We start from the raw sequence: 12,650 nt of genomic DNA, 5'->3' as shown, positions 1-12,650 counted from the left end.
CGCCGCGGGCACCCGGGCACGGGTGCGAGACGATGGCCCGCATGCGGACCCCGGCCAGGTCGAAGATTCGGCTCGCTGCCGCCGCGCTCGTGGCGCTCGCGGCCCTCAGCGGGTGCGGCTCCGCCTCGGCGCCGAGCGCCCCGACGGGGGTCGACGGACTCGTCGTCCCGACGCCCGACCCGCGCCCCTCCGACTTCGTCGACGCGATCGACAACCCGTGGTTCCCGCTCCTGCCCGGCGCCCGCTGGGAGTACGACGTCGCGCGGGCCACGACCGAGGAGTTGGTGCTCGAGGTGGAGCCCGGCGGCGAGATCGCCGGCGTGTCGACGACGGTCCTGGTGCGGACCTCGTCCGACGGCGCCGTGGTCCGCGACCACTACGCGCAGGACACCGAGGGCAACGTGTGGTGGTTCGGCCGCGAGGCCGACACCGGCGCGTGGGAGGCCGGCGTGGACGGCGCCGAGGCCGGGCTGGCCATGCCGGCCGAGCCGCGCCGGGGCGACGGCTTCGTGAGCGGCCGGGCCGGTGGGGAGGACGAGGTCGCGTCCGTCGTCGCGGTCGGCGACGCGGTCGACGTACCGCTGGGGGAGTACGACGACACGGTCACCCTGGAGGTGGTCGACAGCGGGTTCACCCGCCGCGACGTCTACGCCCGCGGCATCGGCCTCGTCCGCACAGGCGAAGCGGGGCTCACTGTGTTCGATGGCGCGAGCGCGTCATCGCTCCGCTCCGCCGCGCTGCCGCGCACGCGGTTGGCTTCCGTGGACGGCTGAGGCTGTCTGGCGGCCCACCTGTCGGCACCCGGGCTCAGCCGACCGCGAAGAGCGAAGCGGGGCCCACTCCGAAGAATGGGCCCCGCTCCTGAGGGGTCTGGATCAGGTCACTGCGGCGGGCGGACCTGGGTCTGGTCGCCTGCGGGCGGCGCCCAGCCACCCTGCTGGCCCTGGTCGGGCGCGGGTGCCGGAGCCGGAGCCGGAGCACCGCCCGGCTGCTGGGCGGGCACCCACTGCTGGCTGGCCGGGTCCCACTGCCAGCCGTCCTGGATGATCGGCTGGTCCGGCTGCTGCTGGCCGAAGACCTGCTGGCCGTAGCCCTGGTTCCACTGCTGCGTGAAGCCCGGGTCGGACGACCCGCCGCTGCCGAAGTTGAGGCCGGAGCCGGGGACGGGGTCCTTGTCGCGGCCGAAGGTCAGCGGGTAGATCACGCCGGCGATCGCCGCGCCGATGAGCGGGGCGACGATGAATAGCCAGAGGTCGGCGATGGCGTCACCGCCCGAGTAGAACGCGACGCCGATGGAGCGCGCCGGGTTGACGGACGTGCCGGTGGCGCCGATGCCGACGAAGTGGATCGCCGCGAGGGCGAGGCCGATGGCCAGCGGTGCCTGCGCCGCGATCGCGCGGTTGCGGTCATCGGTCACCGAGAGGATCACGAGCAGGAAGATGAAGGTCAGCACGATCTCGATGATCAGCGCGCCGAACAGGTCGGCATTGCCGAAGTCGCCGTAGCCGTTGCTGGCCAGCGGGTCGCCGAACTCCCAGCCGGCGTCGGAGGCGAGCAGCGTGATCGCCAGGACGAAGCCGCCGACGAGCGCGCCGACGGTCTGGGCGGCGGAGTAGAGGCCCACGTCCTTCCACGAGATCCGCCCGGCGAGCGCTGCGCCGACCGAGACGGCGGGGTTGAAGTGGCCGCCCGAGATCCGGCCGAACGAGTAGGCCATGATCACGATCGCGATGCCGAAGGAGAAGCCGGTCGCGACCAGGTCGACGCCGCTGATGACGGCGGCGCCGCAGCCGATGAAGACCAGCACGAACGTGCCGAGGAACTCGGCGAGCAGCTTCTGGACGATGGTGGGTGGGGTGTCGGCCGACTGGTCGGCCATCGCTTCTTGCGTCATGGGGGTCTACCTCTCCTCGGTCCGGCTCCCGAAAACCAGCCGGGTTACATCGGCAACCCTAGTCACTAGGGTGGCCACCGAGGGGGACCTGCGCCCCGTCATCAGGTATCTTGACGTCAAGAATCCCAACCACGGCTCAGGAGTGACGCCCGGACATGTCGAGCATCATCTACACCCACACCGACGAGGCGCCGCTGCTCGCGACGTACTCCTTCCTGCCGATCGTCGAGGCCTTCGCCGCCAAGGCCGGCGTCGCCTTCGAGACGCGTGACATCTCCGTCGCCGCGCGCATCCTCGCGCAGTTCGGCCTCGCCGACGACGCGCTGACCGAGCTCGGCGAGTTGGCCAAGACGCCGGACGCCAACATCATCAAGCTCCCCAACATCTCCGCCTCCATCCCGCAGCTCAAGGCCGCGATCAAGGAGCTGCAGGAGCAGGGCTTCGCCGTCCCGGACTACCCCGAGGCGCCCGCCACCGACGAGGAGAAGGAGATCCGGGCCAAGTACGACAAGGTCAAGGGCTCCGCGGTCAACCCGGTCCTGCGCGAGGGCAACTCCGACCGCCGTGCGCCCGCGTCGGTGAAGAACTACGCCAAGACGCACCCGCACACCAACAAGCCCTTCGCCGACGGCTCGAAGACCAATGTCGCCACGATGGGCGCCAACGACTTCGCCAGCAACGAGAAGTCCGTGACCCTGGCGCAGGACGACGTGCTGTCGATCGTCCTCGAGACCGAGGCCGGCGAGACCGTCGTGCTCAAGGAGGGCCTGAAGGTCCTCGCCGGCGAGATCGTCGACGGCACCAAGATGTCGGCCGCCCACCTGCAGGCGTTCCTGAAGAACGCGCTCGCCGAGGCCAAGGCCCAGGACGTCCTCTTCTCGGTCCACCTCAAGGCGACGATGATGAAGGTCTCCGACCCGATCATCTTCGGCCACGTCGTGAAGGCCTACTTCTCCGACGTCTTCGCCCAGTACGGCGACCAGCTGGCCGCCGCGGGCCTCTCGGCCAACGACGGCCTCGGCGCCATCCTCGCCGGCCTCGACAAGCTCGAGAACGGCGCGGAGATCAAGGCCGCGTTCGACGCCGCCCTCGCCGCCGGCCCGCGCCTGTCCTACGTCAACTCCGACAAGGGCATCACCAACCTGCACGTCCCGTCCGACGTCATCGTCGACGCGTCGATGCCCGCCCTGGTCCGCAACGGCGGCCGCCTCTGGGGCGTCGACGGCGGCGAGGACGACACCCTCGCGGTGATCCCGGACTCGTCGTACGCCGGCGTCTACCAGGCCGTCATCGACGACGTGAAGAAGAACGGCCCGCTCGACCCGGCCACCATCGGCACCGTCCCCAACGTGGGCCTGATGGCGCAGGCGGCCGAGGAGTACGGCTCGCACGACAAGACCTTCGAGATCGCCGAGGCCGGCACCGTCCGGGTCCTCGCCTCCAACGGCGACGTGCTGATCGAGCACGACGTCGAGGCCGGCGACATCTGGCGCGCCTGCCAGACCAAGGACATCCCCGTCCAGGACTGGGTGAAGCTCGCCGTGACCCGTGCCCGTGCGTCCCAGACGCCGGCGATCTTCTGGCTCAACGAGTCGCGCGCGCACGACGCCGAGCTGATCAAGAAGGTCAACGCCTACCTGCCCGAGCACGACACCGACGGGCTCACCATCGAGATCCTGGCGCCGACCCTGGCGACGTCGTACTCCCTCGAGCGGATGCGCAAGGGCGAGGACACCATCTCGGTGACCGGCAACGTGCTGCGCGACTACAACACCGACCTGTTCCCGATCCTCGAGCTCGGCACGTCGGCGAAGATGCTCTCCGTCGTCCCGCTGATCGCCGGCGGTGGCCTCTTCGAGACCGGCGCGGGCGGCTCCGCCCCGAAGCACGTGCAGCAGCTCGTCGAGGAGAACTACCTGCGCTGGGACAGCCTGGGTGAGTTCTTCGCGCTCGTCCCGTCGCTGGAGAAGTACGCCGAGCAGGCCGGTGCCCCCGCGGCGCAGGTGCTCGCCGACGCGCTCGACCGGGCCACCGGCACCTTCCTCAACGAGGACCGCTCGCCCGGCCGCAAGCTCGGCACGACCGACAACCGCGGCTCGCACTTCTACCTCGCGCTCTACTGGGCCGAGGAGCTGGCGAACCAGGCCGAGGACGCGGACCTCGCCGCCGCGTTCAAGCCGCTGGCCGAGACGCTGCGCGCCAACGAGGAGACGATCGCCGCCGAGCTGATCGCCGTCCAGGGCAAGCCCGCCGACATCGGTGGCTACTACTACCCGGACGCCGAGAAGACCTCGGCCGTGATGCGGCCGAGCACCACGCTGAACGAGGCCCTCGCCGCGTTCTGATCGCCGCCTGAGCACGACCATGTCGCTGTCAGCCGCGGTCCGCAGCACGTTGCGGGCCGCGGCTGACGCGTCCCTGGCGCCCGGGCAGCAGGCGTACATGAAGTCCGCGATGCCCTTCCTCGGCGTCCGCGTCCCCGAGGTCCGCCGGCTCGTCCGCGCGCTCGTCCGGGACCTCGGCGTGAGCTCCCCGGACGAGCTGGTCCCCACGGCCCGCGAGCTGTGGGACGACGCCACCCACCGCGAGGAGCGCTACGCCGCCGCCGTCCTGCTCGGCCTGCGGCCGCTGCGCGGCGACCTCTCCCTCGTCCCCTTCCACGAGCACGTCGCGCGGACCGGTGCCTGGTGGGACCACGTCGACGAGGCCGCCCACCGGGTCGCCGACCTCCACGACGCCCACCCCGCCGAGACGGCCGCGGTCGTGCGCCGCTGGTCGACCGACGACTTCCTGTGGGTACGACGCCTGGCGATCATCAGCCAGCTCGGCCGCCGCGACCGGGTCGACCTCGACCTGCTCGCCGAGGTCATCGGGCCGAACCTCGCCGACCCCGAGTTCTTCGTCCGCAAGGCCGTCGGGTGGTCGCTGCGCGAGGCGGCGAAGGTGCACCCCGACTGGGTGCGCTCCTACGTGGCGGGCCACGAGCTGAGCCCGCTGAGCCGGCGCGAGGCCCTCAAGCACCTGTGACCTTCGCCAGCAGATAATCCGGAGGAAGTTGTCGGCGGCGGCAACTATTCTCGATCCAGTGACGACGACGTTGACCCGGGCCCCCGCTCCGGCCCCGGAGCACGTCGCCGACGACCCCGCCCGCCGCGTCGACTGGCGCCGCCTCAAGGGCCGCACCGCACTCTTCGCGGTGGTCGCGGTCGCGATCAGCTCACTGGGCACGGCGCTCGGCACGGTCCTCGCCGGCCGGGTCGCCGACCACCCCACGGGCGCCCTCGTGGGCTGGCTCGCGCTCTGCGTCGTCGGCGCCGCCACGATCGACACCACCGGCCGCGTCGTGTGGGCCGGGGTCGTCGACCGCGCGGAGGGCCGCCTGCGCGGTGACCTGCTCAGCGCGGCGCTCCACCAGCCGCTCGAGCACCTGACCGAGCAGGCCGTCGGCGAGGTCCTCGACCGGGTGGACGACGACACCCACGAGGTCGGCACGCTGCTGCGCCAGCAGATCTGGATGGCGATGCGCACGGGCTTCGGCGCCGTGCCGATGTGGCTGGTCGCGGGCTTCACCTGGTGGCCGGCGTTCGTGCTCTTCCCGGTCGTCGGCGCGGTGACCGTGTGGGTCATGCGCCCGGCGCTCGTCGAGATCGCCCGGCTCAAGGTCATCGAGGAGATGGCCTGGACCGACCATGCCGCCGCGCTCGAGGAGGGCATCGCGGGCCGCGACGACCTCCGCACCAGCCTCGGCCAGGCGTTCGCCGTCCAACGGCTGGCGAAGCTGTCCGCCCTCGTGCACGAGCGGTTCGGCGCCGTGGTGCGGATCGAGGGCCGCGTCGCCGCGCGCGTCGGCCTCGTCCTGCACGGCCTGCTGCTGTCCGTCGCCCTCGCGGGCGTCCTGCTCGCCGGCCACGGCTCGCTGCCGGTCGACCGGCTGGTCACGCTCTTCCTGGTCACCACGATCTTCGTCGGCCAGATCAACAACCTCGCCCACCAGCTGCCCGACATCCAGGCCGGGCTCGGCGCCGTGCTGCGCCTGCGCCAGCTGCTCGCCGTGGAGGCCGAGCCGGTCGGGGGAGAGGACGTCCCGGCCGGAGCCCTCGACCTGCGCATCCGCCACCTCGACTTCTCCTACGCCGAGGGTGCGTTCGCGCTCCAGGACGTCGAGATGTACGTCGAGGCGGGGCACACCGTCGCGCTCGTCGGCCGCACCGGCTCGGGCAAGTCGACCCTCGCGTCGCTGCTCTCGCGCGCCGTCGAGCCGCCCGCCGGCACGATCTTCCTCGGCGGCTCCGACATCACCACGCTCGACCTGCACGAGCTGCGCCGCCGCGTCGGCGTGGTCACCCAGCGCACCGAGATCCTCGCCGGGACGCTCGCCGAGAACATCGCCCTCTTCGCCTCCGTGCCGCGCGAGGAGATCGAGGCGGCGGTCGACGAGCTCGGGTTGACCGAGTGGGTCGACGGCCTGCCCCAGGGCCTGGACACGCTGCTCGGCCCGGGCGGGACGACGCTGTCCGCGGGGGAGGAGCAGCTGGTGGCGTTCGCCCGGCTGCTGGTCCGTCACGTCCAGGTCGTCGTGCTCGACGAGGCCACCGCGCGGATGGACCCGGTCACCGAGAGCCGGGTCGTGGCCGCGGCCGACCGGCTGATCAGCGGACGCACCGGCGTCCTGGTCGCCCACCGGCTGAGCACCATCGAGCGTGCCGAGATGGTCGCCGTCCTCGACCACGGCCGCGTCATCCAGCAGGGCCTGCGCGAGGAGCTGGCCGTGGTCGACGGGCCGTTCCAGCGGCTCCTCGTCGCGAGCGCGGCCGACGACGAGCAGGACCTCACCGACCCGCTGGACGCGTCGGGCCACGTGGGTGGGCGCCGTCGTACCGGCGAGCCGCCGGCACGCCCCGTCGTCGGCACCGGCCCCTCCCTGGCGCGGGGCACGTGGCACGCGATGCGGGTCCGGCCGTGGTGGGGCCTCTACTCCGTGGTGCTCTTCCTGCTCGCCAGCATCTTCGCGCCGCTCGGCGCGCTCACCGGCTTCGTGTGGGGCCACATCGTCGCCCGGCTCGACGCCGGCGAACCGGTCGGTCCGCTGACGGCCGCGCTCGCGGTGCTGCTGGTGACCGGCCCGCTGCTGCTCGCCGACGCGATCCGCCGCTACCCGCGCTGGTGGATCGAGGTCATGCTGAGGGTGCGGATGTCGGTGCTGATCGGCCAGGTCGCCGGGCACCGCCTGCCTCGCACGCCTCCGGGCGAGGTGGTCGCGCGGTCGATGGACGCCGACCGCTACGCCCGCTACTCCGACCGCTGGATCGACTTCGTCAACGGCCTGCTCATTGCGCTGTTCACCATGCTCGTCGGCGGCACCTGGCTCGCCGGTGCGGTGCTGCTCGTCGTGATGACGTCGAGCGCCCTCGCCTCGTCGATCGGTCGCCCGATCGCCGGCCGCTCGGCCGCGCGGTCCTCGGCGGCGCGGGCGGGCTTCGGCCGCGCGCTGGTCTCCGCCGTCGAGTCCGCGCGCACGGTCAAGCTCGCCGGCCGTACGCCGCAGGTGCACGCCCACCTGCGCCGCGTCGACGGCGGGCGGGTCGAGGCCGCGGTGTTCGAGCACCGGGTGCAGGCCGTCCTCGACGGCGTGCCGATGGTGATGGTCCAGGTCGGCGTCGTGGCCGCGTGGGCCTTCTACCTCTGGGACGTCTGGGGCCTGGCCACCGCGCTGCTGGTCGCCACGGCCGTCAACGGGTTCGACTGGTTCGGCCGGGTCGCCGGCGCCGTCGTCACCGAGGCGCCCGGGGTGCGTTCCTGGCAACGGGCGACCTCGCGCTTCGCCGGCGGGGTCGACCTGGTCGAGCTCCCCGACGGCATCGACCTCGTCACCGGCGCGGCTCCTGCGCCCGCGGCGCCCGGCCGGGTCCCGCTCGACCAGCTCCACCTGCGCGACTTCACCGCTGTCCACGACGACGGCACGATCGGCGTCGCCGGCGTCGACCTCACCATCGCCCGCGGCGAGCTGGTGCTGCTCGTCGGCCAAGTCGGCTCGGGCAAGTCCAGCCTGCTCTCCGCGCTCGCCGGCCTGATCGACCACACCGGTGCCGTGCGCTGGAACGACCAGCAGGTGCAGGACGCCGAGGCCTTCCTGCGGCCGGGTCAGGTCGCCCACGTCGCGCAGGTCCCGCGCGTGCTGTCGGGCACCTTCGCCGACAACGTCCAGCTCGGCCACGAGCGCCGGTTCGAGGAGCCGATCGCGGCCGCCCGCCTGGGCGCCGACGTCGCCGAGGCCGGCGGTCCGGACGCGCTCGTCGGCCACCGGGGCGTGCGCCTGTCCGGCGGACAGGTCCAGCGCCTGGCGCTCGCCCGGGCGCTCGCCGCCGACGCCGAGCTCCTGCTCGCCGACGACGTCTCGAGCGCGCTCGACGCGGCCACCGAGATCGAGCTGTGGGCGGCCCTGCGCGAGCGCCACACCACCGTCGTGGGCGCCACGTCCAAGCGGGCGGCGCTGGCGCAGGCCGACCGGGTCGTCGTACTCGCGGACGGGGAGGTGGCCGCCGTGGGGCCGTGGACCGAGCTCGCCGGCGAGTGGGGCCACCTCGCCGGCTGAGCGTCAGGTCGGGTAGAGGCCGAGGTAGGCCCGGGAGGCGGTCGCGACGACCTCCTCGGGAGCGACGTCGAGGGCCCCGTCGAGCCATGCGGTGACGACCTCGGCCATGCCGCCGATGAAGAGCAGGCCGGCGAGCTCGTCCTCGTGACGGCGGGCGGCGTGGTGCTGCGCCTCCTCGGCGGCGAGGTGCGCGAAGTGCCGCAGGAGCTGGGTACGACGGGCCCGGAGCCCCGGCAGCGCGGCGGCCTCGATGATCGCGACCCGGCCCTTGCGGGGGTCGGCGACCAGGAGGTCGACGAACGCCGCGACGGCCGCCGTGATCCGGGCCGCGGGATCGGCTCCGGCGGCGTCGGCCGCCGCGAGCGTGGTGCTCTCGATCTCGGTCCCGACCTCCTCCACCACGGCGCTCAGCACCTCGTCGAGTCCACCGAAGCTCTCGTAGAAGTAGCGCTCGGTCAGTCCGGCCGCACGGCACACCGCGGTCATCGTCGTCCGTTGGTCGGGGTCGGCCCACACGGACAGCGCCGCGTCGAGCAGGCGACGGCGGCGGTCCGCCGCACGGTCCGCCGCGCTCACGCCCTTGTAGGTCCCCGACTGCACCGCCACCCCTCCACCCTGTCACGGAGACGGCCGGGAGAGAAGGTTGACAGGATGTCCTTCCTGAATGAGGCTGTGCTCCATGACCACCGACCAGGTGACCCGCGACCTCCCCGCGGTGCGGCGTGGCGACCACGGCCTGCCCCTGCTCGGGCGGGTGACGGCCTACGCGAAGGACCCCGTCGCGCTGATGCGCCACCAGTGGGAGACCTACGGCCCGGTCTCGCCGTTCCCCTTCCTCGGCCAGACCTTCGTGATGCTCCTCGGGCCGGACGCCTGCGAGGAGGCGCTCCGCAACGGGGACAAGGCCTTCGCCAACGGCCCCGCCTGGGGCCGCCTGGTCGGGCCCTTCTTCCACCGCGGGCTGATGCTGCTCGACGGCGAGGAGCACCACCTGCACCGCCGGATCATGCAGGAGGCCTTCACGCGCGACCGCCTGGCGTCGTACGTCGAGGCGATGCATCCCGCCATCGCCCGTGGCCTCGACACGTGGCCGGCGGGTGACGGCTTCCGCTGCTACCCGGCCCTGAAGCAGCTGACCCTCGACATCGCAGCCGACATCTTCATGGGCGGTGCGGCGGACACCTCGCCGGAGGAGATGCAGCGGGTCAACGAGGCGTTCATCGCCTGCGTCCAGGCGGCGTCCGGCGTGGTGCGCGCCGACGTCCCGTTCACCCGCTGGGGGCGCGCGCACCGCGGCCGCAGGGTGCTCGAGGAGTTCCTGCGCCACTACCTGCCGGCCAAGCGGGCCGAGCGCACCGACGACCTCTTCTCCGTGCTGTGCCACATCGAGGGCGAGGGCGGCGAGCGCTTCTCCGACGACGACGTCGTCAACCACATGATCTTCCTGATGATGGCCGCGCACGACACGTCGACGATCACGACGTCGACGATGCTCCAGCACCTCGGCCAGCACCCGGAGTGGCAGGAGCGCTGTCGCGCGGAGTCGCTCGCGCTCGGGGAGGCCCCGTCGCTGGCCGAGCTGGAGCAGCTGACCTCGCTCGACCTGGTCATGAAGGAGAGCCTCCGGCTCCGCGCTCCCGTCCCGATGCTCGCGCGGCGCGCGGTCAAGGACACCGTGGTGCAGGGCGTCCGGGTGCCGGCGGGCTCCCATGTCGCCGTGGGCGTCCAGTTCTCGCACCTGATGGACGACCTGTGGACCGAGCCGGACCGCTTCGACCCGGACCGGTTCGGGCCCGAGCGGCGCGAGGACAAGTCGCACCGCTACGCCTGGTCGCCGTTCGGCGGCGGGGTGCACAAGTGCATCGGCCTCCACTTCGCCGGCGCCGAGGTGAAGGCGATCCTGCACCGGCTGCTGCGCACCCACCGGTGGAGCGTCGACCCGTCGTACGTCGCGCCGCTCGACAACCACTCGCTGCCGTTCCCGAAGGACGGCCAGCCCATCGACCTCGTCCGACCCTGACCAACCGCCCGACCCGGAGGCAACCATGAGCCGCCCCCTCGCCGACCTGTCCGTCATCGTCACCGGAGGCGCCCGCGGCATCGGCCGCGCCACGGTCGAGCGCTTCGCACGCCAGGGCGCCCGGGTTGCGGTCGGGGACCTCGACGCGGGCCTCGCCGCCCAGGTCGCGAGCGGGTACGACGACCGCGTGGCCACCGCCCACCTCGACGTCACCGACCCGGACTCCTGGACCGCGTTCCTCGCCGAGGTGGCCCACCTCGGCCCGTTCGACGTGCTGGTCAACAACGCCGGGATCATGCCGCTGGGCCCGGTGCTGAAGGAGCCCGTCGGCGTCGCCCGCACCATCCTCGACGTCAACGTGCACGGCGTCATCAACGGCGTGAAGGCGGTCGCGCCGGGGATGGTCGACCGCGGTCGTGGCCACATCGTCAACGTCGCCTCGGCCGTGGGCCGGGTGGCCGTGCCCCACGGTGCGACCTACTCCGCGTCGAAGTTCGCGGTGGTCGGGTTCAGCGAGGCCATCCGCCAGGAGCTCGCGCCCGACGGGATCGACGTGACCGTCGTGCTGCCGACCGTCGTGCAGACCGAGCTGGCCGCCGGGGTGCCCGCGGCGCGGGGGATCAAGCCGGTGACCGCCGACGACGTCGCCGAGGTGATCGAGGCCGCCGTACGCCGGCCGAGGCCGGAGCTGTGGGTCCCGCGCTGGACCCAGGGGCTCGGCAAGGGGAGCCTGGCGCTGCCGCGCTTCGTGCAGGACGCGATGAGCCGGGCGACGCGCGCCGGCGACGTGCTCAGCTCGGCGGACCCCGCCGCGCGGGCGGCGTACGAGGAGCGCGCCCGGCGGGCCGCGGAGACATCCGACCTCTCGGAATAGGAAGCCGCTCGGGCCGGTTACCATCCCACGTGACCTCTGCGCCCGCGACCTCGACCGAGGCCCTGTCCGAGCCCGAGCTGGCCCACGCCCGGCCGGTGCTGGCGATCCTGGCGCTCGCGGTCGGTGGCTTCACCATCGGCACGACCGAGTTCATGACGATGGGCGTGCTGCCCGAGGTCGCCGAGGGCGTGGACGTGTCCGTCCCCACGGCCGGCCACATCATCTCGGCGTACGCGCTGGGCGTCGTGGTCGGTGTGCCGATCCTCGCCTTCTTCGGCGCCGCCCTGCCGCGCCGCGGCATGCTCGTCGGCCTGATGGGCGTGTACGCCGTCTTCAACATCCTCAGCGCCGCGGCTCCGAGCTACGAGGTGCTCACCGCGGCCAGGTTCCTCGACGGACTGCCGCACGGCGCCTACTTCGGCGTCGCCAGCCTCGTCGCGGCCAGCCTGGTCACGCCCGAGCGCCGCGGCCGGGCGGTCGCCAGCGTGATGCTCGGGCTGTCGGTGGCCAATGTCGTCGGCGTGCCCCTGGCCACCTTCCTCGGCCAGCAGGTGGGCTGGCGCTCGACGTACCTCCTGGGCGGCCTGCTCGCGCTCGCCACCGTCGCGATGGTGCTCGCCGTCGTCCCGTCCGTGCCCGGCGACCCGGAGGCGAGCGGTCGCAAGGAGGCGCGGGAGTTCTTCGGCAGCCTGCAGGTCTGGCTGACGATGGCCGTCGGCGCGGTCGGCTTCGGCGGCATGTTCGCCGTCTACTCCTACATCGCGAAGACCGTCACCGAGGTCGGCGGCCTCGAGCGGGGCACCGTGCCCTTCTTCGTGCTGGCGCTCGGCCTCGGCATGGTCGTCGGCACCTGGCTCGCCGGCGAGCTGGCCGCCTGGTCGGTCTTCCGCAGCCTGATCCTGTCCGGCGCGACCGGCATCGTGCTGATGCTCGTCTACTACGCCGCCGCGCCGCATGGGTGGCTGCTGCTCCCCGTCGCGTTCCTCGTCACCGCGACCGGCTCGGTGCTCGTGGTCAACCTCCAGCTGCGGCTGATGGACGTCGCCGGGGGAGCGGTGACCCTGGGCGCCGCGATGAACCACGCCGCCCTCAACATCGCCAACGCCCTCGGCGCCTGGCTCGGCGGGCTCGTCATCGCGGCCGGCCACGGCTACCGCGCGCCGGCGCTCGTCGGCGCCGGGCTGGCCGCCATCGGCGTCGCGATCCTCCTCGTCTCGGCGGTGACCCACCGCCGGGCGTCCGTGGCGGCCGCACCCGCGTGACCCGGCGC

9 protein-coding genes are annotated in these 12,650 nt (G+C 73.0%); 7 read left to right on the top strand and 2 right to left on the bottom strand.

Going from position 1 to position 12,650, the window contains the following annotated elements:
- The first annotated feature begins 41 nt into the window (after positions 1-41).
- A complete protein-coding gene (locus BJ993_RS04175; RefSeq protein ID WP_179647840.1) occupies positions 42-773 on the top strand; it encodes a hypothetical protein in 732 nt (243 codons plus the stop codon).
- 107 nt (positions 774-880) lie between these two features.
- On the opposite strand, the gene BJ993_RS04170 is transcribed toward BJ993_RS04175, so the two are convergent.
- A complete protein-coding gene (locus tag BJ993_RS04170; protein WP_218864598.1) occupies positions 881-1,894 on the bottom strand; it encodes an aquaporin in 1,014 nt (337 codons plus the stop codon).
- 155 nt (positions 1,895-2,049) lie between these two features.
- Here BJ993_RS04170 and BJ993_RS04165 point away from each other — a divergent pair, with 155 nt between their 5' ends.
- Genes BJ993_RS04165 through BJ993_RS04155 form a run of 3 tightly spaced genes read left to right on the top strand, consistent with a single transcriptional unit; the run spans position 2,050 to position 8,486 of the window.
- Entirely contained in the window at positions 2,050-4,239 is a 2,190-nt protein-coding gene (locus BJ993_RS04165) for an NADP-dependent isocitrate dehydrogenase (RefSeq protein ID WP_036551412.1), read from the top strand.
- A 19-nt stretch (positions 4,240-4,258) separates the two neighbouring features.
- Positions 4,259-4,921, top strand: coding sequence for a DNA alkylation repair protein (locus BJ993_RS04160; RefSeq protein ID WP_179647839.1), 663 nt, complete (start codon positions 4,259-4,261; stop codon positions 4,919-4,921).
- Between the two features lie 58 nt (positions 4,922-4,979).
- Positions 4,980-8,486: an ATP-binding cassette domain-containing protein gene (locus BJ993_RS04155; protein ID WP_308645472.1), complete on the top strand. Its 3,507-nt coding sequence runs from the start codon at positions 4,980-4,982 to the stop codon at positions 8,484-8,486.
- Between the two features lie 3 nt (positions 8,487-8,489).
- Here the strand turns inward: BJ993_RS04155 and BJ993_RS04150 are convergent, their stop codons facing one another.
- A complete protein-coding gene (locus tag BJ993_RS04150) occupies positions 8,490-9,092 on the bottom strand; it encodes a TetR/AcrR family transcriptional regulator (RefSeq protein ID WP_036541832.1) in 603 nt (200 codons plus the stop codon).
- A 73-nt stretch (positions 9,093-9,165) separates the two neighbouring features.
- Between BJ993_RS04150 and BJ993_RS04145 the strand changes: the two genes are divergently transcribed.
- From BJ993_RS04145 to BJ993_RS04135, 3 genes are read left to right on the top strand one after another with little or no spacing between them, the layout of a single operon-like run.
- A complete protein-coding gene (locus BJ993_RS04145; RefSeq protein WP_179647838.1) occupies positions 9,166-10,506 on the top strand; it encodes a cytochrome P450 in 1,341 nt (446 codons plus the stop codon).
- 25 nt (positions 10,507-10,531) lie between these two features.
- A complete protein-coding gene (locus tag BJ993_RS04140; RefSeq protein ID WP_179647837.1) occupies positions 10,532-11,380 on the top strand; it encodes an SDR family oxidoreductase in 849 nt (282 codons plus the stop codon).
- Positions 11,381-11,409: 29 nt separating this feature from the next.
- Positions 11,410-12,642, top strand: coding sequence for an MFS transporter (locus tag BJ993_RS04135; RefSeq protein WP_308645471.1), 1,233 nt, complete (start codon positions 11,410-11,412; stop codon positions 12,640-12,642).
- Positions 12,643-12,650: the final 8 nt, after the last annotated feature.

The sequence above is a fragment of the Nocardioides aromaticivorans genome (genome assembly GCF_013408525.1).
Taxonomy (GTDB): Bacteria; Actinomycetota; Actinomycetes; order Propionibacteriales; family Nocardioidaceae; genus Nocardioides; species Nocardioides aromaticivorans.
This window is presented reverse-complemented; position numbering and strand designations above follow the sequence as displayed.